This window comes from Pseudomonas sp. FG35, from assembly GCF_057809295.1.
Window position 1 is genome coordinate 323,442 of the sequence record NZ_JBMDJR010000005.1, and the last position, 25,722, is coordinate 349,163.

The 25,722-nt window shown below is 62.0% G+C and carries 28 protein-coding genes and 1 pseudogene; 17 read left to right on the forward strand and 12 right to left on the reverse strand.

All coding sequences use genetic code 11. The features are described 5' to 3' along the window. Positions 1-208: 208 nt before the first annotated feature. Together ACODTD_RS12815 and sutA are read left to right on the forward strand one after the other, a co-directional pair. Entirely contained in the window at positions 209-634 is a 426-nt protein-coding gene (locus ACODTD_RS12815) for a secondary thiamine-phosphate synthase enzyme YjbQ (RefSeq protein ID WP_011336526.1), read from the forward strand. 102 nt (positions 635-736) lie between these two features. Then, a complete protein-coding gene (sutA, locus tag ACODTD_RS12820; protein ID WP_007951900.1) occupies positions 737-1,063 on the forward strand; it encodes a transcriptional regulator SutA in 327 nt (108 codons plus the stop codon). A gap of 65 nt (positions 1,064-1,128) precedes the next feature. On the opposite strand, the gene ACODTD_RS12825 is transcribed toward sutA, so the two are convergent. From ACODTD_RS12825 to lptM, 6 genes are read right to left on the reverse strand one after another with little or no spacing between them, the layout of a single operon-like run. Beyond that, a complete protein-coding gene (locus ACODTD_RS12825; protein WP_011336525.1) occupies positions 1,129-1,833 on the reverse strand; it encodes an HAD family hydrolase in 705 nt (234 codons plus the stop codon). After that, positions 1,830-2,729 carry a tyrosine recombinase XerC gene (gene xerC / locus ACODTD_RS12830; RefSeq protein ID WP_011336524.1) on the reverse strand — a complete coding sequence of 300 codons (900 nt, stop codon included), beginning with the start codon at positions 2,727-2,729 and terminating at the stop codon, positions 1,830-1,832. Before xerC ends, ACODTD_RS12825 begins: the two co-directional genes overlap by 4 nt. A 2-nt stretch (positions 2,730-2,731) precedes the next feature. Continuing rightward, the gene (locus tag ACODTD_RS12835; RefSeq protein ID WP_007951894.1) at positions 2,732-3,457 is read right to left on the reverse strand and encodes a DUF484 family protein; all 726 of its coding nucleotides are present in this window, start codon (positions 3,455-3,457) and stop codon (positions 2,732-2,734) included. Positions 3,458-3,470: 13 nt separating this feature from the next. Continuing rightward, the gene (gene dapF, locus ACODTD_RS12840) at positions 3,471-4,301 is read right to left on the reverse strand and encodes a diaminopimelate epimerase (RefSeq protein ID WP_011336523.1); all 831 of its coding nucleotides are present in this window, start codon (positions 4,299-4,301) and stop codon (positions 3,471-3,473) included. A gap of 4 nt (positions 4,302-4,305) precedes the next feature. Next, the gene (lysA, locus tag ACODTD_RS12845) at positions 4,306-5,553 is read right to left on the reverse strand and encodes a diaminopimelate decarboxylase (RefSeq protein ID WP_007951889.1); all 1,248 of its coding nucleotides are present in this window, start codon (positions 5,551-5,553) and stop codon (positions 4,306-4,308) included. A 9-nt stretch (positions 5,554-5,562) separates the two neighbouring features. Then, entirely contained in the window at positions 5,563-5,736 is a 174-nt protein-coding gene (gene lptM / locus ACODTD_RS12850; protein ID WP_007951888.1) for an LPS translocon maturation chaperone LptM, read from the reverse strand. Positions 5,737-5,975: 239 nt separating this feature from the next. Here lptM and cyaY point away from each other — a divergent pair, with 239 nt between their 5' ends. The 3 genes from cyaY to rnk all read left to right on the forward strand — a co-directional run bounded on the left by cyaY (position 5,976) and on the right by rnk (position 7,076). Beyond that, positions 5,976-6,308 (forward strand): iron donor protein CyaY, encoded by a 333-nt coding sequence (cyaY, locus tag ACODTD_RS12855; protein WP_007951887.1) that lies wholly within the window; start codon positions 5,976-5,978, stop codon positions 6,306-6,308. Positions 6,309-6,312: 4 nt separating this feature from the next. Continuing rightward, positions 6,313-6,537 (forward strand): DUF1289 domain-containing protein, encoded by a 225-nt coding sequence (locus ACODTD_RS12860; protein ID WP_045121669.1) that lies wholly within the window; start codon positions 6,313-6,315, stop codon positions 6,535-6,537. Positions 6,538-6,665: 128 nt separating this feature from the next. After that, positions 6,666-7,076 carry a nucleoside diphosphate kinase regulator gene (gene rnk, locus ACODTD_RS12865; protein ID WP_007951886.1) on the forward strand — a complete coding sequence of 137 codons (411 nt, stop codon included), beginning with the start codon at positions 6,666-6,668 and terminating at the stop codon, positions 7,074-7,076. A gap of 6 nt (positions 7,077-7,082) precedes the next feature. On the opposite strand, the gene ACODTD_RS12870 is transcribed toward rnk, so the two are convergent. From ACODTD_RS12870 to ACODTD_RS12880, 3 genes are all read right to left on the reverse strand, one after another. Further along, a complete protein-coding gene (locus tag ACODTD_RS12870; protein ID WP_285354312.1) occupies positions 7,083-9,926 on the reverse strand; it encodes a class I adenylate cyclase in 2,844 nt (947 codons plus the stop codon). 194 nt (positions 9,927-10,120) lie between these two features. Further along, entirely contained in the window at positions 10,121-10,366 is a 246-nt protein-coding gene (locus tag ACODTD_RS12875; protein WP_127648051.1) for a TIGR02647 family protein, read from the reverse strand. 191 nt (positions 10,367-10,557) lie between these two features. Continuing rightward, positions 10,558-10,842: a hypothetical protein gene (locus ACODTD_RS12880; protein ID WP_027610447.1), complete on the reverse strand. Its 285-nt coding sequence runs from the start codon at positions 10,840-10,842 to the stop codon at positions 10,558-10,560. Positions 10,843-10,965: 123 nt separating this feature from the next. Between ACODTD_RS12880 and ACODTD_RS12885 the strand changes: the two genes are divergently transcribed. Beyond that, the gene (locus ACODTD_RS12885; RefSeq protein ID WP_201818816.1) at positions 10,966-11,625 is read left to right on the forward strand and encodes a glutathione S-transferase family protein; all 660 of its coding nucleotides are present in this window, start codon (positions 10,966-10,968) and stop codon (positions 11,623-11,625) included. A gap of 55 nt (positions 11,626-11,680) precedes the next feature. Here ACODTD_RS12885 and argH read toward each other — a convergent pair whose 3' ends face one another. Continuing rightward, positions 11,681-13,075: an argininosuccinate lyase gene (gene argH / locus ACODTD_RS12890; RefSeq protein ID WP_011336517.1), complete on the reverse strand. Its 1,395-nt coding sequence runs from the start codon at positions 13,073-13,075 to the stop codon at positions 11,681-11,683. 474 nt (positions 13,076-13,549) lie between these two features. Between argH and ACODTD_RS12895 the strand changes: the two genes are divergently transcribed. The 7 genes from ACODTD_RS12895 (at position 13,550) to ACODTD_RS12925 (ending at position 19,950) form a co-directional block, all read left to right on the forward strand. Continuing rightward, complete coding sequence (locus ACODTD_RS12895; protein ID WP_011336516.1) at positions 13,550-14,296, forward strand: LytR/AlgR family response regulator transcription factor; 747 nt, start codon at positions 13,550-13,552, stop codon at positions 14,294-14,296. A gap of 138 nt (positions 14,297-14,434) precedes the next feature. Further along, positions 14,435-15,376: a hydroxymethylbilane synthase gene (gene hemC / locus ACODTD_RS12900; RefSeq protein ID WP_011336515.1), complete on the forward strand. Its 942-nt coding sequence runs from the start codon at positions 14,435-14,437 to the stop codon at positions 15,374-15,376. Beyond that, on the forward strand, positions 15,373-16,140 hold the full coding sequence (locus ACODTD_RS12905) for a uroporphyrinogen-III synthase (protein WP_489104901.1): 768 nt from the start codon (positions 15,373-15,375) through the stop codon (positions 16,138-16,140). The genes hemC and ACODTD_RS12905 overlap by 4 nt, the downstream gene beginning before the upstream one ends. A gap of 16 nt (positions 16,141-16,156) precedes the next feature. Next, entirely contained in the window at positions 16,157-17,299 is a 1,143-nt protein-coding gene (locus ACODTD_RS12910) for a uroporphyrinogen-III C-methyltransferase (RefSeq protein ID WP_489104902.1), read from the forward strand. Further along, positions 17,296-18,534: a heme biosynthesis protein HemY gene (locus ACODTD_RS12915; protein WP_011336512.1), complete on the forward strand. Its 1,239-nt coding sequence runs from the start codon at positions 17,296-17,298 to the stop codon at positions 18,532-18,534. The genes ACODTD_RS12910 and ACODTD_RS12915 overlap by 4 nt, the downstream gene beginning before the upstream one ends. 220 nt (positions 18,535-18,754) lie before the next feature. Further along, a complete protein-coding gene (locus tag ACODTD_RS12920) occupies positions 18,755-19,306 on the forward strand; it encodes a disulfide bond formation protein B (protein WP_011336511.1) in 552 nt (183 codons plus the stop codon). A 185-nt stretch (positions 19,307-19,491) separates the two neighbouring features. Then, a complete protein-coding gene (locus ACODTD_RS12925) occupies positions 19,492-19,950 on the forward strand; it encodes an Rsd/AlgQ family anti-sigma factor (RefSeq protein ID WP_041475458.1) in 459 nt (152 codons plus the stop codon). Between the two features lie 60 nt (positions 19,951-20,010). On the opposite strand, the gene ACODTD_RS12930 is transcribed toward ACODTD_RS12925, so the two are convergent. Continuing rightward, positions 20,011-20,676, reverse strand: a complete 666-nt coding sequence (locus ACODTD_RS12930; protein ID WP_221615796.1) for an FKBP-type peptidyl-prolyl cis-trans isomerase — start codon at positions 20,674-20,676, stop codon at positions 20,011-20,013. Positions 20,677-20,868: 192 nt separating this feature from the next. Here ACODTD_RS12930 and ACODTD_RS12935 point away from each other — a divergent pair, with 192 nt between their 5' ends. Next, positions 20,869-21,933 (forward strand): AlgP family protein, encoded by a 1,065-nt coding sequence (locus ACODTD_RS12935; protein WP_489104903.1) that lies wholly within the window; start codon positions 20,869-20,871, stop codon positions 21,931-21,933. Here ACODTD_RS12935 and ACODTD_RS12940 read toward each other — a convergent pair. Then, positions 21,930-22,391, reverse strand: coding sequence for a TIGR02444 family protein (locus ACODTD_RS12940; RefSeq protein ID WP_011336507.1), 462 nt, complete (start codon positions 22,389-22,391; stop codon positions 21,930-21,932). The two genes, ACODTD_RS12935 and ACODTD_RS12940, sit on opposite strands and share 4 nt — an antisense overlap. A gap of 50 nt (positions 22,392-22,441) precedes the next feature. Here ACODTD_RS12940 and ACODTD_RS12945 point away from each other — a divergent pair, with 50 nt between their 5' ends. From ACODTD_RS12945 to ACODTD_RS12955, 3 genes and pseudogenes are all read left to right on the forward strand, one after another. Then, positions 22,442-24,352, forward strand: a complete 1,911-nt coding sequence (locus ACODTD_RS12945) for an ATP-binding cassette domain-containing protein (RefSeq protein ID WP_011336506.1) — start codon at positions 22,442-22,444, stop codon at positions 24,350-24,352. Next, positions 24,352-24,928, forward strand: a pseudogene (locus ACODTD_RS12950) (mechanosensitive ion channel domain-containing protein). The gene ACODTD_RS12945 and the pseudogene ACODTD_RS12950 overlap by 1 nt, the downstream one beginning before the upstream one ends. A gap of 114 nt (positions 24,929-25,042) precedes the next feature. Continuing rightward, positions 25,043-25,675 (forward strand): LysE family transporter, encoded by a 633-nt coding sequence (locus ACODTD_RS12955; RefSeq protein WP_011336504.1) that lies wholly within the window; start codon positions 25,043-25,045, stop codon positions 25,673-25,675. Positions 25,676-25,722 lie beyond the last annotated feature (47 nt).

The window sequence follows — 25,722 nt, forward strand, 5'->3', positions numbered from 1 at the left end:
CCGCAAAAAACTTGCCCGGCTCGCCGGGCATTTTTTTGTCTGGAATTTGTCTTCCCCGATACAGCTGAAAGGATTTTTCGTACTGCTTTGGTCGTGTTTACGACGAGTGTTTTTCTGCGGCCAAAGGCTTACATCATTGAAGGAATATTAGGGCCTTTGTTTTTTTCCAGAGCGCGCTAGAATGCGCCCCGAACGTGCGGAGAACTGTATGTGGCAACAGACTCTGATAACCCTGCGGGCACGGCCCCGGGGCTTTCATCTGGTGACCGACGAGTTGCTCGCCGGCCTGCCTGAACTCAAGGCATGCCGGGTCGGTCTGTTGCATTTGTGGCTGCAGCATACCTCGGCGTCGTTGACCATCAACGAGAACGCCGATCCGGCGGTACGTCGCGACTTCGAACGATTTTTCAATCGTCTGATCCCACAAGGAGCAGACGGCTATGAGCATAACGACGAAGGCCTGGACGACCTCCCGGCGCACTTCAAGGCCAGCGTGCTGGGCTGTCAGATCAGTTTGCCGGTAACGGCGGGCCGACTGGCACTGGGTACCTGGCAAGGCGTTTATCTGGGCGAGCACCGTGATCATGGCGGTGCCCGTAAAGTCCTCGCCACCTTGCACGGTGAAGGGGCATAAACCGTTGGTCACCAATGGTTACCGATTTTTTTCCGGCGACTTTCGACAGTCGCCAAAGCTGGTCTATAACTAATCTGCTTTTCGCAAGTCATGAGGTAGAACATGAGCGACGATGATCTGGAAAACGACGACCTCGAAGTAGGCGACGAAGACGAGGCCGAAGACGGTCTGGAAGCAGCAGCGGAAGACGTTGCTGAAGACGATGGCGGTGACGATACGCCGGCCCCGGCTGCCAAAGGCAAGGCCAAGGCTGCGGTGTCGGTCGACGAGTTGCCGAGCATTGAAGCCAAGAACAAGGAGCGCGACGCCCTGGCCAAGGCCATGGAAGAGTTCCTTGCACGCGGCGGCAAGGTGCAGGAAGTGGAGGCCAACGTGGTCGCCGATCCGCCCAAGAAACCGGACAACAAGTACGGCAGCCGCCCTATCTGAGGCGTGTCGCTCGCTTGCTGAAAAAGCCCGCCGTCGCTGCGGGCTTTTTCATGGGCGAAAGAAAGTTAGCCGCGGCTGTTCCAGCGGGCGAGCACTGCGGGCAGATCGTTCAGGCTACGAATCTCGGCATCCGGCAGGCGCTCCGCTTCCCAGACCTTGCCGGCGGGGTTGAACCAGATCGCTCGCAGACCGGCCTGCTGCGCCCCGGCGATGTCATCCCCCGGGTGATCGCCAATATGCACCGCCGCTTCGGCGCTGACGCCGCCGCGCTGCAACGCTTCATGGAACAGTCGCGCATCCGGCTTGGCGATGCCGATGTCTTCGGCGCACAGCGCAAACTTGAAGTAGTCCGCCAGCCCCAACCGACGCACATCGGCGTTGCCGTTGGTGACCACGCCGAGGGCGTAGTGTTTGGCCAGGGTTTCCAGGATCGGCTCGACTTCCGGGAACACCTCGATCTGATGCCGCGCATGCAGGAACACTTCAAAACTCTTGTCTGCCAGCTCCGATGCTTCGCCGTGGGCGTACCCGGACTCTTCCAAAGCATGGAACAGCACTCGCCGGCGCAGCGCGCTGATGCGGTGCTTGAGTCCCGGTTCGCTGCTCAGCACGCGCTCGCGGATCGACCACAGATGCTCCACCGGCACCGCGCCCAGCTTCGGTGCATGTTCGCTCAGCCATTCGCGCAAAACCGCTTCTGCGCTGACGATCACCGGGGCGGTATCCCACAGGGTGTCGTCGAGGTCGAAGGTGATCAACTGGATGCTCATGAATCATCGCCTTTCATGCGTTTGGCCCGTGGATGGGCGCTGTCATAGACCGCCGCCAGGTGCTGGAAGTCCAGGTGGGTATAGATCTGGGTGGTCTTGATGTCCGAGTGGCCGAGCAGTTCCTGCACCGCACGCAGGTCCTGGGAGGACTCGAGCAAATGGCTGGCGAAGGAGTGCCGCAGCATGTGCGGGTGCAGGTTCTGCCCCAGTTCGCGCTCGCCCGCCAGTTTGACCCGCACCTGAATCGCTCGCGGGCCGAGGCGGCGGCCTTGCTGGCTGACGAACACGGCGTCGTCCGACGGGTTGGTCAGCGCCCGCAGCGGCAGCCATTGCTCCAGCGCTTCCCGAGCCTTTTTGCCGACGGGCAGCAGGCGTGTCTTGCTGCCCTTGCCGAGCACCTGGACCATGCCGTCGGCCAGATCGAGCTGATCGAGATTGAGCCCGGTCAGCTCCGACAGCCGCAGGCCGGAGGAATAGAACAATTCCAGAATCGCCTGATCGCGCCGGGCCAGAAAGTCGTCCTCGACTGCGCCTTCGAGCAGTTGCAGCGCTCGGTCGGTATCGAGGGTTTTCGGCAGGCGACGTTCACCTTTCGGTGGTGCGAGACCCGTTGCGGGATCGTGATCGCAGAGACATTCGCGATTCAGATAGTGATAGAGCCCGCGCACCGCCGAGAGCAGGCGGGCCAGACTGCGCGAGGACTGGCCTTGGGCATGCAGGCGGGCGATCAGGCTGCGCAGGCGCTGGATGTCGAGCGCCTGCCAGCTGCCGATGTTCTGTTTGATGCACCAGCCGAGGACTTTATCGAGATCGCGCCGGTAGGCCGACAGCGTATGCGGCGACACCTGCCGCTCACTGCGCAGGTGTTCGCAGTAAGCGTCCAGTTGCCGTTCCATGGTCAGCGTACCGAGCGCAGGGAGCTGTTGACCCGTGGCAGCACGCGACCCATGACTTCGGCGATGTAGCTGAGGAACAGCGTGCCGACCGAACTCTTGTAGTGCTGCGGGTCACGGCTGGCGATGGCCAGGATTCCGTGGATGCCCTGGTGGCTGACGGCGACCACGGCGGTGGAGCCGATCTGCTTGCGCTGCTCTTCGCCGAACAGGAAGTCCAGTTCATGTTCGCGCAGGCTGCCGCTGACGCTCTTGCCTTCAGTGAGCAATCCGCCGATGGCGGTTTGCGCGTCGGCGTGGGTCACCCAGCGGCCGACCGGGGCCGGGTTGTCGCCGAGCAGGATCAGGCTGACGAAGGGCACTTGGAAATCCTGGCGCAGGCTGTCTTCGACGCTGATCACCACGTCTTCCAGGGTGGCAGCGTCCATCAGTGCAAGGATCAGGCGACGGGTCTTGTCGAACAGGCGATCGTTGTCCCGGGCGACGTCCATCAAATGCGAGAGGCGATGACGCATCTCGATGTTGCGGTCGCGCAGGATGGCCATCTGGCGCTCGACCAGCGAGACGGTATCACCGCGCTGATGGGGGATGCGCAGGGACGGCAGCAATTCTTCATGCTCGACGAAGAAGTCCGGATGAGCCTCCAGGTACGCGGCAACCGCTGCCGCCTCCAGGCTCTCGGACGCTGATTCACCGGACTGTCGGGCGGGTACCTGAGGCTTATCGGTCATGGCTTCTGCTCACTCAAAGACGCACTTGTCCTTCGTATACGCGCACTGCCGGGCCGGTCATCAACACCGGTTGGCCGGGGCCTGCCCACTCAATGGACAGACGCCCGCCCGGCAGGTCGATCAGCAGTGGCGAATCCATCCACCCCTGACTGATCGCCGCTACAGCAGCAGCGCAGGCACCGGTGCCGCAGGCCTGGGTTTCCCCGGCGCCGCGTTCCCAGACGCGCAGTTGCGCGCGATGGCGGTCGATGACCTGGAGAAAACCGACGTTGACCCGCGCCGGAAAGCGCGGATGGTGTTCGATCTTCGGCCCCAGTTCATGCACCGGTGCAGTGTTGATATCGCTGACTCGCAGCACCGCATGGGGGTTGCCCATGGAGACCGCCGCCAGATCGACCGGCGTACCGTCGACATCGACCTGATAACTCAGGGCCTGCTCCGGCGCCTGGAACGGAATGTCCGCCGGCACCAGGCGCGGGGCGCCCATGTTCACGCCGATCTGGCCGTCGTTACGCACGTCCAGCTCGATGATGCCGCCCTTGGTTTCGACGCGGATCTGTCGCTTGGCGGTCAGACGCTTGTCGAGCACGAAGCGGGCGAAGCAGCGCGCACCGTTGCCGCACTGCTCCACTTCGGAGCCGTCGGAGTTGAAGATCCGGTAACGGAAATCCACGTCCGGATTGCTTGGCGCCTCGACGATCAGCAACTGGTCGAAACCGATGCCGGTGTGCCGGTCGCCCCACATTTTCGCGTGCTTGGGCTGAATATGCGCGTGCTGACTGACCAGGTCGAGAACCATGAAGTCGTTGCCCAGGCCATGCATCTTGGTAAAACGCAGCAGCATGGGGTCACTCCGGCAGCAGGCTTTCGCCGGCAAACAGCTCGGCCACGGTTTCGCGGCGACGCACTTCAAAGGCCTGATCGCCATCCACCAGCACTTCGGCGGCGCGGCCGCGGGTGTTGTAGTTGGAGCTCATCACGAAACCGTAGGCACCGGCCGAATGCACGGCCAGCAGATCGCCTTCTTCCAGCGCCAGTTCGCGTTCCTTGGCGAGGAAGTCGCCGGTTTCGCAGATCGGGCCGACGACGTCGTAGGTACGCGCAGCGGTCTCGCGTGGCTTGACCGGGGTCACGTCCATCCAGGCCTGGTACAGCGCCGGGCGGATCAGGTCGTTCATGGCCGCGTCGACGATGGCGAAGTCTTTGTGTTCGGTGTGCTTGAGGTACTCGACCTGGGTCAGCAGCACGCCGGCGTTGGCGACGATGAAGCGGCCCGGTTCGAACACCAGCGCCAGATCACGGCCGACCAGACGCTCGCGCACAGCCTTGATGTAATCGGCGGCCAATGGCGGCTCTTCATCGCGATAACGCACACCCAGGCCGCCACCGAGATCGATGTGGCGCAGGTGGATGCCGCAATCGCCGAGGCGATCGACCAGATCCAGCAGGCGGTCGAGGGCATCGAGGAACGGAGGCAGAGTGGTCAGTTGCGAACCGATGTGGCAGTCGACGCCGACCACTTCCAGGTTCGGCAGGTGCGCGGCACGCACGTACACGTCTTCGGCGTCGGCGATGGCGATGCCGAACTTGTTCTCTTTGAGACCGGTGGAAATGTACGGGTGGGTGCCGGCATCGACGTCCGGGTTCACGCGCAGCGAAATCGGCGCGCGAACGCCCAGCTCGGCGGCGACCACTTGCAGGCGCTCGAGCTCGTCAGTGGATTCGACGTTGAAGCAATGCACGCCGACTTCCAGCGCACGGCGCATGTCGTCACGGGTCTTGCCGACGCCGGAGAACACGATCTTGTCCGGGCTGCCGCCGGCGGCCAGAACGCGTTCCAGCTCGCCGCGGGAAACGATGTCGAAACCGGCGCCGATACGGGCCAGGACATTCAGGACGCCGAGGTTGGAGTTGGCCTTGACCGCAAAGCACACCAGGTGCGGCATGCCGGCCAGCGCATCGGCGTAGGCCAGGTACTGGGCCTCGATGTGCGCGCGGGAGTAAACGTAGGTGGGAGTGCCGAAGCGATCGGCGATGGCGGACAGCGCCACACCTTCCGCGAACAGTTCCCCGCCACGGTAGTTAAAAGCGTCCATGGCGATCCCTTAGTAAACGTCGTGCTTGTGTGCCTTGGAGACAGGCTGCTTTTGCGAAGACTGGGCTTGCTCGGCCGGGTCCTGATCTTCATCGGGCAGGTACAGCGGGCCTTTTTGACCACAAGCCGAAACAAGGCAGGCAACCGCGACGAGCGCAGCAAGGGAAGAGATCAGGCGCTTCATGGCGAAATCCTTGAAAATGCGTTAATTGCGCCGGAGTATACCGGCCACCCGGCAGCTTGCCTATGCGACGGAACTCCCGTCCGGCGGGGCTCGGGCTGCGGCACGGAAACTTTTCCCGCGTGGCGGGTGGATATTTCGTCGCCGGGCAGGGCGCTTGGTCGTTATCCTTTGCAATCGGCTGGCAGCGTCCGTATCTTGCGGCGCTTGAGCCTGATCAGACATTTTTTGAGGTTGCCGCAATGAGTTTGTCCGAAGCCCGTTTCCACGATCTGGTCGATGAAACCCAGGAAAAACTGGAAGACATCTTCGACGACAGCGACCTGGACATCGACATGGAGAACTCGGCCGGTGTGCTGACCGTCAAGTTCGAGAACGGCACCCAGCTGATCTTCAGTCGTCAGGAACCGTTGCGTCAGCTGTGGCTGGCCGCGGTGTCCGGCGGTTTCCACTTCGACTACGACGAAGAAAGCGAACGCTGGATGTGCGACAAGAGCGAAGAACAGCTGGGCGAAATGCTCGAGCGCATCGTCAAGCAGCAGGCCGGCACCGAATTCGATTTCGAAGGCCTGTGATTTCGTGACTGATACTGCGCCCGTCCGTCCGCCGAAGCCGCTCTACAGCAACGTCAGCCCGGCCGTCCCTTCTCCGTGCACCGGCGTGTGCCGGCTGGATGAACAGAAGGTCTGCCTCGGCTGCATGCGCCATGTCGAAGACATCCGCGAGTGGCGTTCGGCCGATGACGAGCGCCGCCGGGTGATTTGTGCGCAGGCGGCTCAGCGCCGGCAGCTCGCCGGAGCGTAGCTTGTATATTTTTTGAGCTGTGATAGTGTCCGGAAACGCCTCAACCCATCGAGGCCTGGTGAGAACCCCGTCTTTTTTGGCGGGGTTTTGCTTTTTTTGTGTGCAGAAGAAAGGAGTCTGCCCGGATCATGACCGCACCTTCCATCACCCTTACCCGTCTGGACGTGCAACGTCTGGAGCGCCTGATCGACAGCCTGGATGACACGCTGCCGGGCGTGATCGCGCTGCAAACCGAACTGGACCGCGCCGATACCCTGGTCGGTCACGATGAAGTGCCTGCCGATGTCGTGACGATGAATTCCCGCGTGCACTGCCGTGAAGAGAGCAGTGGCAAGGACTACCACCTGACCCTGGTCTATCCGAAGCACGCCAATGCCGACGAAGGCAAAGTCTCGATCCTGGCTCCGGTCGGCAGTGCGCTGCTGGGCCTGAAAGTCGGTCAGCACATCGACTGGCCGGCTCCGGGTGGCAAGACCCTGAAACTGACTTTGCTCGAAGTCGAATCGCAGCCGGCCAACGGCGGTGATTTCCCGGAGTAACCCGCGTCAGACCTGCTCGAGCGCCTCGTTCAGAGAGCGTTCAAGGTCGGCCTTGTAACGCAGATACAGATTGCTCGAACTCTGCCCGTCACCGATCACACCCGACAGGTCCAGGTCGGTGATATAGCAGCGGTAGCGCTCGCTTTCCCGGCGCTGTCCGACGATCTCCCGGGCGACCACGCTGAACAGCTGGTCGCCATGTTCCAGCTCGCTGAATTCCCGTTGATTGCAATACAGCGTGACCTGCACTTCGCCGGGCGCGGCTTTGCCGACGATCGCCTGCACGTCGTAGAACGGTTTGTTGACCGGTGTCTGCGGCGCCGGGCGCATTTCGACCCGTCGCGCGCGCCCCGGCCCTGATGGCAATAACTGGTAATACAAGATTTCAAGGCTGGCGGCATGACCCGAATCCATCGGCAGCAGCGCTTCGCGGCGGAACTGGATCGATTGCAGGAACCGCTGCAACGGCACCAGCAGGCTTTGCTCGTCGTGATAGGGCAAGTGCTGTTGCCACAGCGCATTGAACTCGTCGAGCACGTACAGCTCGGCGGTTTGTTCGGTGATCCGGTAGAACACCTGAATGCATTCAGGCTGGCCCATCGGCAGGATCAACGCCAGGTCGTGGTCTTCCAGCGCCATCGGATCCAGGTGCAGCGGGCTGTAGCGCGGCTGTTCCTCGCCAAGGTAATCGAGCAGTGCCGGCAGGGTGGCGAGGGCGACATGGCTGACCTGGCCCGGCACCAGTTCCAGCACGTGGTAATGCTGCTGCACCTGGATCAGGTAGCGGTGATTCAGGTCGCTGAGCAACAGGGTCTGCGCGGTGTCGACGATTTCTTCCACCCGGCGCGCAATGAATTGCGCGCGGTTGTGACAGAAACAGCGCACTCGCAGCGATGGTTGTTGCGACCCGCGCGGCAGGTTGTTGAGGTAATCGCGCAGGCAGTCCATCAAGGCATGCGGGCCGTCGAAGCGGTTGACCAGCACTTCGTTCCAGCTGTTGAGCGTGACCTGATCCAGGGTCAGCACCAGATTCTCGCGCACGCCGGCGTAACTCAGCGAATCCGTGCGTTCGGTGGTCATCAGGATGTTCAGGTCGCGGTGATGCTTGAGCGGATCGACCCCGACATTCACCAGCATCAGCACTTCGCTCGGCACGGCGGCACGCAACAGCGGTTCTTCGGCAACGGTCGACAAGGGTAGGGCGATGCTCTGTTGCAGGCTGCCGAGCAGGTTGAACAGCTCGAACTCGCTCATATCGCTGGTGCCGGGGTGCAGCGCCAGTCGGGTGCTGCTGTCGATCACGCCGTTGCGGTGGCACCAGGTCAGCAGTTCCAGCAACTCGCGGCTGCGCTTGATCGGCGCGAAGTGTTCCCACTCCAGCGCCGTCAGGCTGCCGTTGTACAGGCCCCACTGGGTTTGGCCCGGTTCCTTTTTGTTCGGCGATTGCACCAGGGTCAGGGTGTCTTCGGCCAGATCCGGGGCGATGCCGGGGTTGATGAACTCGACCTTGTCGGCCTTGCGTTCGAACGCGGCATACAGCCGTCGTCCGAGAACGTTGAGGTCGCGCTTGTTGATCAGGCTGACAGTCTGTTCGGTGCGGGCGAACTGGGTCAGGAAGCGGTAGCTGTAGTTCAGCTCGTTGACCAGCGCCCGGCGCTCGGCGCTGACCTGGCGGACTTTCCACTGGCTGCGGCTGTCGAGCAGCGCCAGTTGCCGCTGATCCCAATGCCATTCGCTGGCCAGCCTTTCCAGCAGTGAGCGTTGCCAGCTCTGGGTGCGAGTGTTGCCGGTGAGCTTGCGGTTGATCTTGAGGTACAGCGCCCGGCGTACCAGCTCAAGCCGTTCCGGCTCGTTGCGCGCAGTGAGGTATTCCTCGATCCGGCGGTAGACCACCATGTACGGGTCGAGCTCGTCGAGGTCCAGCCGGTTGGCAAATACGGCCTGCTTGAAGCGCAGGCTCAGGCACTGCACCTGGGGATGTTCGCTGGCGTAGACCTCGGTCAGCAGCAGCTTGAGCACCGATTTGTAAGGCGATTCGATGCCCTTGAACAGTTGCCACAGCCCGGCGCCGACAAACTCGCCCGGCGGAATGTGCGCCATCGGCCCCAGGTCGAGGGTTTCATCGTTGCGGATGAAACGCTTGGAAATCAGGGTGTGGGTGTACGCATCGTAGGCGCGTTCTTCATAGACCGGCACCAGCCACCAGATCGGCGTGCGCCCGGCGAGCCAGATCGCGGTGCGGTAGAACTCGTCCAGCAGCAGGTAATGCTGGGTGGTGCCGCAATCTTCGGAGCTGAGCTGGGTGTCGCGTTCGCCTTTGACGAAGCGCACCGGGTCGATCAGGAAAAAGTGCGCCTCGGCCCCCTGGCTGGCGGCCCAGGTTTCGAGCAGCTGGCATTTCTTGCGCAGCTCGGCCAGATCACTGTCGCTAAGGTCGGGGGCGTGGCAGACCCACACATCCATGTCGCTCTGGTCGGCCTGGGCCAGCGTGCCGAGGCTGCCCATCAGGAACAGCCCGTGAATCGGCCGTGGCGGGTTGCTGCCGTGACGCGGCTTATAGGAGAACGAGCGCGTCAGGCGCTGAGCTTCGGCCAGCACATCGGCGTCGGGTTCGTAATTCGACAGCCCGGCCGGCGTACTGCCCGAGACATAACCGGGCAACAGCGGATGATTGACGTGGAAAAACAGTGGCAGCAGCGTGAGCACGCTTTGCTGGCGCGTCGACAGACCTTCCAGCGCCCGGTTCAGGCGGCCTTCATTGAGTTTCAGAAAACGCGCGCGTAGCTGGCTGAGTACCTTGCGGTCGATGCCTTCGTCCAGGTCGGGGCGGATTTCATGGGTGCGGGTCATGTCGGCTCAAACCGGCGCGCAGGGCTCGGAGGCAAGGGGTCTCGGGTGTCCGGGAGTTTAGCGCCTGAGCGGCAGGAGTTTTAAGCTGAATTTGTTTTTTGACGTCAGATTTCTATCGCGCGGCGATGGGGGACGTTCATGGCTGGCCCGCGGAAATCCCGTGGCAGGGGTTTCCGTGGGCAAAGTCGGGAGGATCAGGCGGTTTGCTGCTCTCTGAGAATCGTCAGTACGGTTTGCACGTTTTGTGCGGCATCGCGACCGAGGCTGGTCAGGTAACCGCCATCAGGCTGGTCTGTCAGTTCTTTTTCGAACAGGCGTTGTGCGGCGGCAATGTGCTTCGGGGCAGCGGTCTGATGAATTTTCAGACCTTCCTGGGAACTGTCCAGGTTGAAGAGTGCGAGGACTTCCAGTTCGGCAACCAACTCAGGGGTAAGCGACATAAGGACTCCAGACTTTCTAGGAATTGGACGACAGCGCCCCTAAGGTGAACCTGCCGGCGCGGCCTGTCCAGTGCGCGTGTCAGGGTTTTTGTCCCGGGGTGGATTCCAGTGTAGTCAGGGGGTGGCGGAAGGCCGCAGAGATGGGTGACAAATTGTGTGGGAGCAGGCCTGCTCCCACGGGGCAGGGCCGTTTACTGCTTTTCCGGTGGCAGTTCCGGCAGCGCGCGCAGCGCGGTTTCGTACCACTCGGTATTGAACGCGCGGTCTTCGTCGAGCATCGCGTCGATTTCGTAGGCCAGCACGTGGGCCATCAGATTCAGGATGTCGTCACGCTCGTAGCCGACCAGCGTCAGCTTGTTGAAGGTTGCCTTGGCCGCTGGCGGGTTGTCACTTTCGATCTGGTTCTCGATCGCTTCGATCAGCGTCGATTCGGTGAACTCTTCTTCATCATTGTCGATGTCAGTCGGCTCGCTCATGGCAGGCTCCTCAAGGAAAGGCGCCAGTTTACCCGCATTCAGCGGCGTGATGCTGCTGGCGCGAATCCCCGGTGCAATCTATAAACAGGCACTGCCCACCCCGCACGGCCTGGAGGCTATGTGATGTTCAAGCTCTATGGATTCTCCGTCAGCAACTACTACAACATGGTCAAACTGGCGTTGCTGGAAAAAGGCCTGCCGTTCGAAGAGGTCACGTTCTACCCGACGCCTACGCCTGAATCTCTGGCCATCAGTCCGCGCGGCAAGGTCCCGGTGCTGGGGGCCGAAGGCGGCTACATCAATGAAACGATGGTGATGCTCGAATACCTCGAAAGCAGCCAGAAGGGTGTCCCGCTGCTGCCGACCGAGCCGTTTGCCCGCGCTCAGGTAATGGCGGTGGCCAAGGAGATCGAACTGTATATCGAGCTGCCGGCCCGTGCCTGTTACGGCGAAGCGTTTTTCGGCACGGCGCTGCCGGAGGCGATCAAGGAGAAAACCAAGGCTGAATTACTGCTGGGCTTTGCGGCGTTGGGACGTCACGGCAAGTTCGCCCCGTATGTGGCGGGCGACCGCCTGAGCATTGCGGATTTGTACTTTCTCTACAGCGTGCCGCTGGCGGCTGCGGTGGGGCACAAACTGTTCGGTCTGGATCTGCTGGCGGACATGCCGAAGGCCAAGGCGCTGCTGGAGCGGCTTGAGCGGAATCCTCATGTGCAGAAGATTGCAGCGGACAAGGATGCGGCGATGCCGGCGTTTTTGGCGATGATCGCCGCCAAAAAGTAGAAAACCTTGAGCAAGTTCGCGGGCAAGTCGAAAACTCGACTTGCCCGCGATGCTTTTAGCGGCTGGCGATCAACGCCTGACCACGAACCACGGCAGCCTTGACCTGCGCCGGCGCAGTGCCGCCGATGTGGTCACGGGCATTTACCGAACCTTCCAGGGTCAGCACTGCAAACACGTCCTGCTCGATCTGGTCGCTGAACTGACGCAGTTCTTCCAGGCTCATTTCCGCCAGATCCTTGCCGGTGTCGACGCCGTACTTCACGGCATGACCGACGATCTCGTGGCAATCACGGAACGGCAGGCCACGGCGTACCAGGTAGTCGGCCAGGTCGGTGGCGGTGGAGAAACCGCGCAGTGCCGCTTCACGCATGATCGCGTGCTTTGGCTTGATCGCCGGGATCATGTCGGCAAAAGCCCGCAGCGAGTCGCGCAGGGTATCGGCGGCGTCGAACAACGGTTCCTTGTCTTCCTGATTGTCCTTGTTGTAGGCCAGTGGCTGGCCTTTCATCAGGGTCAACAGGCCCATCAGGGCGCCGAACACACGGCCGGTCTTGCCACGTACCAGCTCTGGCACGTCGGGGTTTTTCTTTTGCGGCATGATCGAGCTGCCGGTGCAGAAACGGTCTGGCAGATCGATGAACTGGAATTGCGCGCTGGTCCACAGCACCAGCTCTTCGGAGAAGCGCGACAGGTGCATCATCGCGATGCTCGCGGCCGAGCAGAATTCGATGGCGAAGTCACGGTCGGACACGTTGTCCAGCGAGTTGCCGCCGACGGCGTCGAAGCCCAGCAGTTGTGCGGTGTATTCGCGGTCGATCGGGTAAGTGGTGCCGGCCAGTGCGGCGCTGCCCAGCGGCATGCGGTTGGTGCGCTTGCGGCAGTCGACCAGACGCTCGTAGTCGCGGCTGAGCATTTCGAACCAGGCCAGCATGTGGTGCCCGAAGGTCACCGGCTGAGCGGTCTGCAGGTGAGTAAAGCCCGGCATGATGCTGGCGGCTTCACGCTCGGCCTGCTCCAGCAGGCCTTTTTGCAGGCGGGTGATTTCGCTCAGGATCAGGTCGATTTCGTCACGCAGCCACAGGCGGATGTCGGTGGCGACCTGGTCGTTGCGGCTACGGCCGGTGTGCAGCTTCTTGCCGGTGACGCCGATGCGGTCGGTCAGGCGTGCTTCGATGTTCATGTGCACGTCTTCGAGGTCGACGCGCCAGTCAAACTGGCCGGCCTCGATTTCGCCCTGGATGGTCTTCAGGCCATCGATGATGCTGTCGCGCTCGGCATCCGTCAGCACGCCGACCTTGGCCAGCATGGTGGCGTGGGCGATCGAGCCCATGATGTCGTGGCGATACAGGCGCTGGTCGAAAGTGACGGAGGCGGTGAAGCGGGCGACGAAGGCGTCGACGGGTTCACTGAAGCGGCCGCCCCAGGACTGATTGGTCTTGTCAGTGCTCATGAATTCGCTCGTATCGGCTTGAAGAAAGAAGGCGTGAAACGCTGGCGCGGATAATAACAGGGTTGCCAATCCTGTCGCTGACACTGGTCGATACGTTTTTTTCTCATCTCCTCCTCCATAGTCGCCGGTGTCGCGGGAGGATTTGCGCAAGGATATTTTCCGATTGAGCAATATCGGTCCGACGAGCGTCTACAGTAGGACATAGGGGTCGACGTGGCGGCGGATCGCGCAAAGGTCCGGCCACCGACTATAAGAAGAGAGAGGGGTGGGTGTATTGGCCATTGGCATACCCTGCGTAAAACGCAGTCGGCGACGGGCTTCAGGCGGTACGTTGCAGGTGTCGGCAAATATTGCCAGCCGACGTACGGCACTTTTTGGCGCTCGCGCTAGTCTTAGCGTGGATCGCGGTGACGGACGTCACTCCACTTGTCTACGCTATCCTTGTGCGAGACTCACGCAGGAATCCAGCGCAATATGAATGTCCTGATCGTTGATGACGAACCACTGGCCCGCGAGCGACTCAGCCGAATGGTGAGCGAGCTCGAGGGCTACACAGTCCTGGAGCCCAGCGCCACCAATGGCGAAGAGGCGTTGGCACTGATCGACAGCCACAAGCCGGATATCGTACTGCTCGATATCCGCATGCCGGGCCTCGATGGCCTGCAGGTGGCTGCCCGTCTGTGCGAACGCGAAACCCCGCCGGCCGTGGTGTTTTGCGCAGGTCCCGATGAATTTGCCGTGGAAGCCCTGCAGGCCAGCGCCGTGGGCTATGTGGTGAAACCCGTGCGAACCGAACATCTGCATGACGCCCTGAAACGGGCTGAACGTCCCAACCGGGCCCAGCTCTCGGCCCTGACCCGTCCTGCCGCCGAAAGCGGTAACGGCCCGCGCAGCCACATCAGCGCCCGCACCCGCAAAGGCATCGAACTGATTCCGCTGGATCAGGTGGTGTACTTCATTGCCGACCACAAATACGTGACATTGCGCCACGAAGCTGGCGAAGTCCTTCTGGATGAGCCGCTCAAGGCGCTGGAAGACGAATTCGGCGAGCGCTTCGTGCGGATCCACCGCAACGCGCTGGTCGCCCGCGACCGCATCGAGCGTCTGCAACGTACACCGCTGGGCCACTTCCAGTTGTTCCTCAAGGGCCTCAACGGTGACGCGCTGATCGTCAGCCGCCGGCATGTGGCGGGCGTGCGCAAAATGATGCAGGGGCTTTAGTCCGCAGGCTCCGGGCGGTTCTTCGTTCTTTTCACCAGGCATTGCAGGCCAGGGAGGCCACGCCGTTTCTGATTCAGGTCAAAGTGGATTTGGCTGAGCTGTTATTATCCGCCGTATCTATTCAGTACGGATTGATCCATGTCCTCTCGCGAAATCCGCATCGCCACCCGCAAAAGTGCTCTGGCCCTCTGGCAGGCCGAATACGTCAAAGCCCGTCTGGAAGCAGCCCACCCGGGCCTGCTGGTGACGCTGGTGCCCATGGTCAGTCGCGGCGACAAGCTGCTTGATTCGCCCCTGTCGAAAATCGGTGGCAAGGGCCTGTTCGTCAAGGAACTGGAAACCGCGCTGCTGGAAAACGAAGCCGACATTGCCGTGCACTCGATGAAAGACGTGCCGATGGATTTTCCCGAAGGCCTTGGTCTGTTTTGCATCTGCGAGCGCGAAGATCCGCGTGACGCGTTTGTCTCCAATACGTATTCCAGCCTCGATGCGTTGCCAGCCGGCAGCATCGTCGGCACGTCCAGCCTGCGCCGTCAGGCGCAGTTGCTGACGCGCCGTCCTGATCTCGAGATCCGTTTCCTGCGCGGCAACGTCAACACCCGTCTGGCCAAGCTCGACGCCGGCGAGTACGACGCGATCATCCTCGCGGCAGCGGGCCTGATCCGCCTCGGTTTCGAAGATCGCATCACCTCGGCCATCAGCGTCGACGACAGTCTGCCGGCCGGTGGCCAGGGCGCCGTCGGTATCGAATGCCGCAGCGCCGACACTGAAATCCATGCCTTGCTTGCGCCCCTGCATCATGCCGACACCGCTGACCGTGTCACGGCCGAGCGTGCCCTCAACAAACACCTGAATGGCGGCTGCCAAGTGCCGATCGCCTGCTACGCCGTGCTCGAAGGCGATCAGTTGTGGCTGCGCGGGCTGGTGGGCGAGCCGAGCGGCGGCAAGCTGCTCAACGCACAAGCCCGTGCACCGCGTGCGGCAGCCGAGACGCTGGGCGTGCAGGTGGCCGAAGACCTGCTCAGCCAAGGCGCCGACGATATTCTCAAGGCAGTCTACGGCGAGGCAGGTCACGAGTGACCGCCTGGCGCCTGCTGCTCACGCGCCCGGCGGAGGACTGTTCGGCGCTCGCCGCCGTGCTGGCCGAACAAGGGTTTTTCAGCAGCTGTCTGCCGCTTTTGGAAAACGCCCCTCTGCCGGTCTCTGACACAATGCGCCGCACGATCATGCAACTGCCGCGCTACAGCGCGGTGATCGTGGTCAGCAAGCCAGCGGCGCGGATCGCGGTGGATCTGCTCGACGCTCTGCGGCTGGCGACGCCGACGATGCCGTGGTTCAGCGTGGGCGCGGCGACCGCCGCTATCCTTCGGGATCGGGGGCTGGATGTGAGCTTCCCGGACGCGGGCGACGACAGCGAAGCCTTGCTGCAATTGCCGCGTCTGCTTGAGGCGGTGGCCATGCCCGGTTCACAGGTATTGATCCTGCGCGGGGAGGGCGGACGCGAGCTGCTGGCCGAGCGCCTGCGCACGCTTGGTGCTAGTGTCGAATACTTGGAGTTGTACCGTCGCGACCTGCCGGACTATCCGCCGCAGGAGCTGCCCCGCAGGATTGCAGCGGAACGCCTGAACGGGCTGGTGGTCAGCAGTGGACAGGGTTTCGAGCACCTGCGCCAACTGGCCGGCGACAGCTGGCCTGCACTGGCGCAGTTGCCGTTGTTTGTTCCAAGCCCAAGGGTTGCCGAGCAGGCAAGTGCCGCCGGGGCCCGAACAGTTGTGGATTGTCGCGGCGCCAGTGCTGCGGCCTTGCTGACGGCGTTACGGGAGCATCCCGTGCCCGTTCTCTAATGCAAAGGATGGATACGTGAGCGAAACAGCCTTGCCTAAAGATGACGTTCAACCTGTGATCGATACACCGGTTGATGCACCGCCACCGGCCGCGGAACCGCGCCGAGGCAACGGATTGGCCATTCTCGCGCTGCTGCTCGGCGCCGCCGGTGTTGCGGTGGGTGGCTGGGGTGTCTGGCAGGTGCGACACCTGCAGACCAGCACTCAGAATCAGTTGAGTCAGGTTCAGGCGTTGAACGATCAGGCCCAGACCCTGAAGCTCAACGAGCAACGACTGACCGAGCGCCTCGGGCAATTGCCTGGCGCCGATGAGCTTGCTGATCGCCAGCGTCTGGTGTCGCAACTTCAGGGCGATCAGCAGCGCCTCAATCAACGCCTGGAAACCGTCCTCGGCGCCAGCCGCAAGGACTGGCGCCTGGCCGAGGCCGAGCACTTGCTGCGTCTGGCCAGCCTGCGTCTTTCCGCCCTGCAGGACATCAGCAGCGCCCAGGCGCTGGTCCAGGGTGCCGACGAAATCCTGCGCGAGCAGAACGATCCCGGCTCGTTCGCCGCCCGCGAGCAAGTGGCGAAAACTCTTGTAGCGCTGCGCAGTACCGAGCAGCCGGATCGCACCGGGCTGTTCCTGCGCCTGGGCGCCTTGCGCGATCAGGTCGTCGGTCTCACCGAGCTGGCGCCGGAGTACAAGGATCGCGGCGATTCGCTGTTGGGCCTGACTTCCGATGGCGACGGTGCCAGTCGTTGGGCGCAGTGGTGGGATCAGATCTCGCGCTATATCCGCATCGATTTCAACGCCGACAAGAACGTCCGGCCGCTGCTCGCCGGCCAGAGCCTGAGCCAGGTGCGTCTGGCCCTGAGCCTTGCGCTCGAGCAGGCGCAATGGGCCGCGCTCAACGGTCAGGCGCCGGTGTACACCCAGGCCCTGGCCGAAGCGCGTGACGTCCTCACGGGCAACTTCAACCCGGACAACCCGCAGAGCAAAATCATGCTCGAACAGGTCGCGGAACTGAGCAAGCAACCGGTTACCGTCAACACGCCGGATCTCACCGGAACCTTGAGCACGGTGCAGGCCTATCTGGAGCGCCGTAACGTCAACGCCGAAGACTCGGTGAAACCCTTCGCCAAACCGGCCGCAAGTACCGCGCAGGAGGCGACACCATGAAGCGCCTGTATGTGATCGTGTTTCTGGTGATCGCGGCAACGGCGGCGCTGGGTCTGGCGATTGCCGAGCATTCCGGTTACGTGCTGGTCGCCTACAAAAGCTTTCGTTATGAATCGAGCCTGTGGGCAACCCTGGCAGTGGTGGCGGTGCTGTGGCTGCTGGTCTGGGGTATCAAGGCGCTGGTCGAACTGGTGCTGACCTCCGGCGGCGTGGTCAATCCATGGTCGCGTCGCAACCGCAGCCGTCGCGTGCAGGTGGCGATCGAGCACGGTCAGCTCGACCTGGCCGAAGGTCGCTGGGCCAGTGCCCAGCGTCACCTTTACCGGGCCGCCGAAGCCGAGCGTCAACCGTTGCTGTATTACCTGGGTGCCGCCCGCGCCGCCAACGAACAAGGCAACTACGAGGAAAGCGATCGCCTGCTGGAGCGCGCGCTCGAGCGTCAGCCGCAGGCCGAACTGGCGATCGCCCTCAGCCATGCGCAGTTGCAGACCGATCGTGGCGATACCGATGGTGCGCTGGTCACATTGCAGGCGATGCACGAGCGCCATCCGCACAATGTCCAGACCTTGCGTCAGTTGCAGCGCCTGCATCAGCAGCGCGGTGACTGGTCGTCAGTGATCCGGCTGTTGCCGGAGCTGCGCAAGGACAAAGTTCTGCCACCGGCCGAACTGACCGAACTCGAGCGTCGTGCCTGGGGAGAAAACCTCTCCCTGGCGGCGCATCGCGAAGAGGATGGTGCGGTGGGTTTGCAGTCGCTGAACCGGGCCTGGCAGCAACTGACGTCTGCCCAGCGTCAGGAGCCTGCGCTGGTGCTGGCATACGCCGAGCAACTGCGTCAGCTGGGCGCTCAGGTCGAGGCGGAAGAAGTTTTGCGCACGGCGCTCAAGCGCAAGTACGACAGCCATCTGGCGCGCCTCTATGGTCTGGTACGTGGCAGTGACCCGGCGCGGCAGTTGCAGACGGCGGAAGGCTGGCTCAAGGATCATCCGGGCGATGCCAGCCTGCTGCTGACGCTGGGACGTCTGTGCCTGCAAGCCAGTCTTTGGGGCAAGGCGCGGGATTACCTGGAAAGCAGCCTGCGCGTGCAGCGCAATCCGGAAGCGTGCGCGGAACTGGCTCGTCTTCTGGCACGGCTTGGCGACACTGACCGTAGCAACATGTTGTTCCAGGAGGGCCTCGGTCTGCTGGACGAGCGCTTGCTCGCAGCACCGCTGCCGGTGGCGGCTCGCGCGTGATCGGGATGGAGGAGCTTGCTCCTCCGTTTCTTCCCGAGTGATTGAATAACCTTCGGAAAACCACCTCCGGAACAAAGTCCTACAGCGGACTTCGCAGAATCCTCTCGTCTCTGTCGGGATTTCCCTACACCTCTGGTGAAGTGTCGCCATTACCCTGTCTTGAAAGCCCGAGGCCCTTTCCTCTACCGTAACTGCCTGTCTTTATTGTTACGGATAAGCCATGTCGTTGGCCTGCTCACGCTCCCTGTTCTTTATGGCTTTCACTGCGGGGATTCTAGCCCTGGGAGCTTCCTATTACCTCGAATACGCGGTTGGTCTGGTGCCCTGCAGTCTGTGCCTGGTCCAGCGCCTGTTCATGAGCGTCCTCACCTTGTGTTGTGGTTTGGCTGCGGTCCATGGTCCGCAGCGTGTCGGCCTGTCGCTGTATTGGATGGTGACGTTGCTGAGCAGTCTCGGCGGCACGACGGCGGCGTGGCGGCAGGTGTTATTTCAAAGCGATTCACTGCAGGAACTGGCGCACTGTGCGCCCAATCCAGAAGAAATGTTCAGCAGTCTGCCGTGGTTATGCGCGCTGATGCGGATGTTCAACGACACTGCCGATTGCGCGGAATTGTCCTGGACGCTGTTCGATCTGAGCATTCCGGAGTGGAGTCTGCTGTTTTTCGTGGGGATGTCGATCCTCGCCGTTTACCAGTTATTGCGACAGGTCTGGATGGCTTTGCAGCGACCACTCAGCGGCCAACCGTCGCACCCGGCGCTGGTCAGGGATTAAACACTTGTATGAACTTTCTCTCCTGCGTACCTTGAAGCCATAGGCGTGCGGGCATAATCTGGCCCGCACGTGTCATTGGAATTGTGTTGCTCGATGACGCTCTGCCCGGCCGCCTCTCAAAGCAATATTCACAAGAAGAGGCGCGGGTGTAGAGCAGCATGACCCACAAGGGAAGAGAGATCGCCATGCTCGAAAGTTGTCAGAATGCTCAGGAACGTTGGGGTGGAGTTCATCTGCTGATCGACCGCTGGCTGCAGGAGCGTGAGGAATTGATCGCTGCCTATGACAGGCTGGGCGCCAAACCTCAGGCACTGTCCGAGGATCGAAAGCCCTTGCAGGAATTCTGCGGCGTGCTGGTCGATTACGTCTCGGCCGGGCACTTCGAGATCTACGAACAGCTGACGGGCGAGGCCAAGGCCTTCAACGACAAGCGCGGCCTGGAACTGGCCGAGACGATCTATCCACGGATCGATGTCATTACTGAAAAGCTGCTCGCGTTCAACGACCTTTGCGATGAAGGCAAATGCGTTGCCGAGAAGTTCAAGGAGCTGGGCGGTCTGCTCCACGAACGCTTCGAACTGGAAGACTGCCTGATCGAAGTGTTGCATACCGCACACAAGGAAGAGGATTCGGTTCAGGCCTGAATCGAACCTCGCAAGACACAAAAACGGTGCGCCCCAGGCGCACCGTTTTTTATTGGGCGATCAACTGGTCGCGCCGCGCAATTCCACTTCGAACACCAACGGTGTGAACGGCGCGATCAAGTCACCGGCACCGTCGGCGCCATAAGCCTGATCCGATGGAATCACCAGTCGCCACTTCGCGCCGACCGGCATGTTCTGCAGCGCGGTGCGCCAGCCGGCGATCACGCTGTCGAGATTGAACCACTGCGGCTGACTGTTCTGATCGAACACGGTGCCGTCAGGCAGTCGACCGATGTACAGCACCTGCACTTTTCCATCCGGGCCGGCCTTCGTGCCATTTCCCGGCGTCAGCTCGGTCAACAGGATGCCGTCGGCCAGCTCCTTTACACCCGGCTTGGCTTTTTCGGCGGTGAGAAACCGTCGCTCGTTTTCCATCGCGGCTTCAGTCGAAGGCATGGCTGCCTGCTCGGCTGTCTGCGATTCGTGATCGGCGAGGATCTGCTCGATACGTGCTTCGCTCAATGCCAGCGGCTTACCTTGATAAGCCTGTTGCAGACCTTCGATCAGTGCCTGGATCTGTAGCTGCGGCACTTCCTGACGCAGTCGTTCACCGAGGCTGGCACCGAGGCTGTAAGCCAGATCATGGGCATCGTTCGCGGTGGTTTTTTCGTCGGCCTGAACCACGGAAAAAATCATGCAGAGGGATAAAAAAAAGTAGCGCGACATGGGCACTCTCCATCCAGAATTGCGGTGGATTATGCCAGCGCGAACGTCTGCAACGGTGAACTGCTTTTGCCAAGGTGCAGAAGTTTTTCGCAAGCCTGCAACCGAGTGCTTTCGATACTGTCAACATGCCCTAGCGGCGGTAGCAGCAGAGGTCTAGTATGAGCCGCACTCACGTCAGCCAGGAGGTAAACCATGTCGGCCACCAAGAAGCCTGTAAACACTCCGTTGCATTTACTCCAACAACTCTCGGGCAGCCTGCTCGAGCATCTGGAAAACGCTTGCTCCCAAGCCTTGGCTGATGCTGAAAAACTGCTCGCCAAACTGGAAAAGCAACGCGGCAAGGCGCAAGAAAAACTGCACAAATCCCGCACCAAATTGCAGGACGCAGCAGCAGCCGGTAAAGCCAAGGCGCAGACCAAGGCCAAGGCTGCCGTGAAGGAACTCGAAGATCTGCTCGATGCGCTGAAGGAGCGTCAGTCCGATACTCGCAGCTACATTCTGCAACTCAAGCGCGATGCCCAGGAAAGCCTGAAACTGGCCCAGGGTGTCGGTCGTGTTCAAGAAGCTGTCGGCAAGGCGTTGTCCCTGCGTTCGGCTAAACCTGCAGCGGTGCCTGCGAAAAAAGCGGCCGCCAGACCTGCTGCAAAAGCACCGGCCAAAGCGTCAGTGAAAGCCGCTGCAAAACCAGCCGCCAAACCTGCGGCGAAAACCGCTGCTGCGAAAGCGGCTCCGGCAAGAACTGCCGCTGCAAAACCAGCTGCCAAGCCAGCCACCAAAGTGGCCGCTAAACCGGCAGCAAAACCAGCCGTTAAAGCGGCTGCTAAACCAGCTGCCAAAACTGCTGCTGCCAAGCCTGCGGCGAAAAACGCTGCCAAGCCGGTTGCTGCCAAACCAGCAGCCAAAGCGGCGGCGAAACCAGCGGCCAAGCCTGCGGTAAAAGCTGCGGCCAAACCTGCTGCTGCAGCGAAGCCTGCAACGACCGCAGCCAAGCCAGCGACCGCTGCCAAACCGGCCGCCAAGCCAGCCGCGAAACCTGCGGTGAAAAAACCTGCCGCTGCCAAGCCGGCTGCCGCCAAGCCAGCAGCAAAACCAGCTGCAGCAAAACCGGCCACTGCGCCTGCTGCCAAACCTGCCGCACCGGCAACCCCGGCTCCGACCGCAGCACCGGCATCCGCCGCCCCTACCTCGACCACCACAACCACGCCATCGTCGGCGCCGGTGTCGAGCGTCGCCAGCAACCCGTCCAGCGCTTCCTAAGCGCCGGTCGCCGCGACGCGCAGCACCTGCAGCGCGTCGCGGTTCAGGTTGGCCGCAGGGCCGGCCAGTACTTCCAGCCAGTCACTCGATTCTTTCGAATGACGCTTCCAGCCTTGCGCGGCGCCTTCCAGTCGTGACAGCAGAGCGCGCTCCGCCTCCAGCTCCAATCCCTTGATCTGCTCGCGCATCCCCTTGAGCACCGGATCGGTGTCGGCCAGGGTTTTCCACTGCATGCGCAATGCACGCAACGGTTGGACCACTTCCCGGTCCCAGGGCTCTGTCAGTTCCAGAAGCTGCCGCGCACGCGCCTCGTCACAAGTCGCATCGCGTTGTTCCAGCCATAAACCGCACAGCATCAGGCACACGTTGGCCCCCGCCGATTGCAGGCGCAGGCAGGCATCCTCCACGCCGGGACGGGCGTAGACGGCAAGGGCAAAGCTCCACAGGTCAGAGGACATCGTGCTACTCGCGCCAGTTGCGGGGGAAGCTGGTAGACTCCGCCGCCATTATGATCCGACTTCAGAACCTGACTTTACAGCGTGGCCCGCAACGTCTGCTAGAAGACGCCGAGCTGACCCTGCACGCCGGCCACAAAGCCGGCCTCATCGGTGCCAACGGCGCCGGCAAATCCAGCCTGTTCGCCTTGCTCCGCGGTGAGTTGCACCCGGACTCGGGCGACTGCCTGCTGCCGGCCGACTGGCGTATCGCCCACATGCGCCAGGAGGTCGACACACTCGAGCGTCTGGCGGTCGACTATGTGCTCGACGGCGACCTGCGCCTGCGCGAAGTGCAGCGTGAGCTCGCGGCAGCCGAAGAGGCCCACGACGGCACCGCGCTGGCCCGTCTGCACGCCGAACTCGACAGCGCCGACGGCTACACCGCCGATGCGCGTGCACGCAAGTTGCTCGCCGGCCTCGGATTCACCAACGAGCAGATGGATCGTCAGGTAGGAGATTTCTCCGGTGGCTGGCGGATGCGTCTGAACCTTGCGCAGGCTTTGATGTGCCCATCAGACCTGTTGCTGCTCGACGAACCGACCAACCACCTGGATCTCGACGCCATCATCTGGCTCGAAGAGTGGCTGAAAAGTTACCCCGGCACCTTGCTGCTGATTTCTCACGACCGGGACTTCCTCGATGAAGTGGTCGATCACGTGGCCCACGTCGATCAGCGCAAGCTGACACTCTACCGTGGCGGCTACACCGCGTTCGAACGCGCCCGTGCCGAGCGTCTGGCCCAGCAGCAACAGGCCTACGAGAAGCAACAGGCGCAGCGTGCGCACATGGAAAGCTACATCGCCCGGTTCAAGGCCCAGGCGACCAAGGCCCGTCAGGCCCAGAGCCGGATCAAGGCGCTGGAGCGCATGGAAGAGCTGTCGGCTGCCCACGTCGACTCGCCGTTCGATTTCGTGTTCCGCGAGTCGACCAAGATCTCCAGCCCGCTGATCGATCTGTCCGATGCACGTCTGGGTTATGGCGAGAAAACCGTGCTGGAGAAGGTCAAGCTGCAACTGACCCCCGGCGCGCGGATCGGCTTGCTCGGCCCCAACGGCGCGGGTAAATCGACCCTGATCAAGAACCTTGCCGGCGAGCTGTCACCGCTGGCCGGGCGCCTGACTCGCGGTGAGAACACCGTGGTCGGTTACTTCGCTCAGCATCAACTCGACTCGCTGGATTCCAAGGCCAGCCCGTTGCTGCACTTGCAGCGTCTGGCGCCGACCGAGCGCGAGCAGACCCTGCGCGATTTCCTTGGTGGTTTCGACTTCCGTGGCGCACGGATCGACGAACCGGTGCTGAATTTCTCCGGTGGCGAAAAGGCCCGTCTGGCCCTGGCGCTGATCGCCTGGGAACGGCCGAACCTGCTGCTGCTCGACGAACCGACCAACCACCTCGACCTGGAAATGCGCCTGGCGCTGACCATGGCGTTGCAGGAATTCAGCGGCGCGGTGTTGGTGGTTTCCCACGATCGGCATCTGCTCAAGAGCACCACCGACAACTTCTTCCTGGTCGCGGACAGCAAGGTCGAGGAGTTCGATGGCGACCTTGAGGACTACGCCCGTTGGCTGGTCGAGTACCGTCAGCGCAACGCCCCGGTCAGCAACACACCGGTCAACCCGGACAAGACCGACAAGAAGGCCCAGCGTCAAGCCGCCGCTGCGTTGCGTCAGCAACTGGCGCCGCACAAGCGCGAAGCCGACAAGCTCGAAGCCGAGCTCGGCAAGCTGCACGAGAAGCTGGCGAAGGTCGATGCCAGCCTTGGCGACAGCGACCTCTACGAGCCGGCGCGCAAGAACGAATTGCGTGACTTGCTGGCCGAACAGGCCAAGCTGAAAGTCCGCGAAGGCGAACTTGAAGAAGCGTGGATGCAAGCCCTGGAAACCCTGGAAAGCATGCAGGCGGAGCTGGAGGCGTTGTCCTGATGGAAGCCTTCAAACTTCCATTGCCGGCGATGTGGGTCGAGCCGATCTGGCTCGGCGTGCAGATTCTGCTGATCCTGTTGGCCGGCTACTTCGCCCAGCGAGTCGTCGCCCGATTCCTGACTCGCCTGGGCGAGAAGTATCCGTTCCCGCCGCAGTTGCTGATGCCGCTGCGCGGTGGTCTGCGCTGGCTGATCATGGGCAGTGCGCTGATCTTCGTGCTGGAACGACTCGGGGTGTCGGCCACGGTGCTGTGGACCGCGTTGTCGGGTTTCGTCGCAGTGGCGGCGGTGGCGTTCTTCGCCATGTGGAGTGTGCTGTCGAACCTGCTCTGCGCGATTCTGATCTTCACCGTCGGCCCGTTCCGTCTTGGTGGTCGAACTGGTCGACACCACCGACAAGCCCGGCGTCAAAGGCCGCGTGGTGGCGATCAATCTGCTCTACACCACCTTGATCGAAGCTGAAGAGCTCGGCACCGGCAGCGCCATGGTGCAAGTACCCAACAGCCTGTTCTTCCAGCGTTCGGTGCGACGCTGGCGCGGCACGGATGTCTTCCCTTCCAGCGGTTTCGAAAAGTGACCGGGCGCCGGCCACGTTGGTCGGCGGCCACAACATCCGACAAAAAAACGGTAGTCATCCAGTCCAATCCGCATTAGTTTTGAGGATTGTCACGAGTCCGAGTCGAGGTGTGCGATGGAGCTTCAAACATGGCTGGCGTTTTTTGCCGCCTGCTGGGTGATCAGTCTTTCTCCGGGTGCCGGCGCCATTGCGTCGATGTCCAGCGGCCTGCAATACGGTTTCTGGCGTGGTTACTGGAACGCCCTGGGCCTGCAGATCGGCCTGGCCGTGCAGATTGCCATCGTCGGCGCCGGTGTCGGCGCGATCCTCACCGCTTCCGCCACAGCGTTTCACGCGATCAAATGGTTTGGTGTCGCCTATCTGGTTTATCTCGCGATCAAGCAATGGCGCGCACAGCCGATGGACATGAGTGACGACGCGGCGGTCCGGCCGATCGGCAAACCGCTGGCTCTGGTGTTCCGTGGCTTTCTGGTGAATATCAGCAACCCCAAGGCGCTGGTGTTCATGCTGGCGGTGCTGCCGCAGTTCATCAATCCGCATGCGCCGTTATTTATCCAGTACGTGGTGATCGGTGTGACCATGATCGCGGTCGATCTGATCGTCATGGCCGGCTACACCGGTCTGGCGTCGAAGGTGCTGCGTCTGCTGCGCACACCGACCCAGCAAAGACGTATGAACCGCACCTTTGCCGGGCTGTTCATCGGCGCGGCGGCGTTCATGGCGACGTTGCGCAAAGCGGCCGCATAAAGCGTACAGGCACAAAAAAGGCGACCTTTTCAGGTCGCCTTTTTCGT

Excerpts from the sequence above, each read along its gene's own strand:
- ACODTD_RS12815 (WP_011336526.1), top strand. The coding sequence starts at position 209 with ATGTGGCAACAGACTCTGATAACCCTGCGGGCACGGCCCCGGGGCTTT.
- sutA (WP_007951900.1), top strand. The coding sequence starts at position 737 with ATGAGCGACGATGATCTGGAAAACGACGACCTCGAAGTAGGCGACGAA.
- ACODTD_RS12825 (WP_011336525.1), bottom strand. The coding sequence starts at position 1,833 with ATGAGCATCCAGTTGATCACCTTCGACCTCGACGACACCCTGTGGGAT.
- xerC (WP_011336524.1), bottom strand. The coding sequence starts at position 2,729 with ATGGAACGGCAACTGGACGCTTACTGCGAACACCTGCGCAGTGAGCGG.
- ACODTD_RS12835 (WP_007951894.1), bottom strand. The coding sequence starts at position 3,457 with ATGACCGATAAGCCTCAGGTACCCGCCCGACAGTCCGGTGAATCAGCG.
- dapF (WP_011336523.1), bottom strand. The coding sequence starts at position 4,301 with ATGCTGCTGCGTTTTACCAAGATGCATGGCCTGGGCAACGACTTCATG.
- lysA (WP_007951889.1), bottom strand. The coding sequence starts at position 5,553 with ATGGACGCTTTTAACTACCGTGGCGGGGAACTGTTCGCGGAAGGTGTG.
- lptM (WP_007951888.1), bottom strand. The coding sequence starts at position 5,736 with ATGAAGCGCCTGATCTCTTCCCTTGCTGCGCTCGTCGCGGTTGCCTGC.
- cyaY (WP_007951887.1), top strand. The coding sequence starts at position 5,976 with ATGAGTTTGTCCGAAGCCCGTTTCCACGATCTGGTCGATGAAACCCAG.
- rnk (WP_007951886.1), top strand. The coding sequence starts at position 6,666 with ATGACCGCACCTTCCATCACCCTTACCCGTCTGGACGTGCAACGTCTG.
- ACODTD_RS12870 (WP_285354312.1), bottom strand. The coding sequence starts at position 9,926 with ATGACCCGCACCCATGAAATCCGCCCCGACCTGGACGAAGGCATCGAC.
- ACODTD_RS12875 (WP_127648051.1), bottom strand. The coding sequence starts at position 10,366 with ATGTCGCTTACCCCTGAGTTGGTTGCCGAACTGGAAGTCCTCGCACTC.
- ACODTD_RS12880 (WP_027610447.1), bottom strand. The coding sequence starts at position 10,842 with ATGAGCGAGCCGACTGACATCGACAATGATGAAGAAGAGTTCACCGAA.
- ACODTD_RS12885 (WP_201818816.1), top strand. The coding sequence starts at position 10,966 with ATGTTCAAGCTCTATGGATTCTCCGTCAGCAACTACTACAACATGGTC.
- argH (WP_011336517.1), bottom strand. The coding sequence starts at position 13,075 with ATGAGCACTGACAAGACCAATCAGTCCTGGGGCGGCCGCTTCAGTGAA.
- ACODTD_RS12895 (WP_011336516.1), top strand. The coding sequence starts at position 13,550 with ATGAATGTCCTGATCGTTGATGACGAACCACTGGCCCGCGAGCGACTC.
- hemC (WP_011336515.1), top strand. The coding sequence starts at position 14,435 with ATGTCCTCTCGCGAAATCCGCATCGCCACCCGCAAAAGTGCTCTGGCC.
- ACODTD_RS12915 (WP_011336512.1), top strand. The coding sequence starts at position 17,296 with ATGAAGCGCCTGTATGTGATCGTGTTTCTGGTGATCGCGGCAACGGCG.
- ACODTD_RS12920 (WP_011336511.1), top strand. The coding sequence starts at position 18,755 with ATGTCGTTGGCCTGCTCACGCTCCCTGTTCTTTATGGCTTTCACTGCG.
- ACODTD_RS12925 (WP_041475458.1), top strand. The coding sequence starts at position 19,492 with ATGCTCGAAAGTTGTCAGAATGCTCAGGAACGTTGGGGTGGAGTTCAT.
- ACODTD_RS12930 (WP_221615796.1), bottom strand. The coding sequence starts at position 20,676 with ATGTCGCGCTACTTTTTTTTATCCCTCTGCATGATTTTTTCCGTGGTT.
- ACODTD_RS12935 (WP_489104903.1), top strand. The coding sequence starts at position 20,869 with ATGTCGGCCACCAAGAAGCCTGTAAACACTCCGTTGCATTTACTCCAA.
- ACODTD_RS12940 (WP_011336507.1), bottom strand. The coding sequence starts at position 22,391 with ATGTCCTCTGACCTGTGGAGCTTTGCCCTTGCCGTCTACGCCCGTCCC.
- ACODTD_RS12945 (WP_011336506.1), top strand. The coding sequence starts at position 22,442 with ATGATCCGACTTCAGAACCTGACTTTACAGCGTGGCCCGCAACGTCTG.
- ACODTD_RS12955 (WP_011336504.1), top strand. The coding sequence starts at position 25,043 with ATGGAGCTTCAAACATGGCTGGCGTTTTTTGCCGCCTGCTGGGTGATC.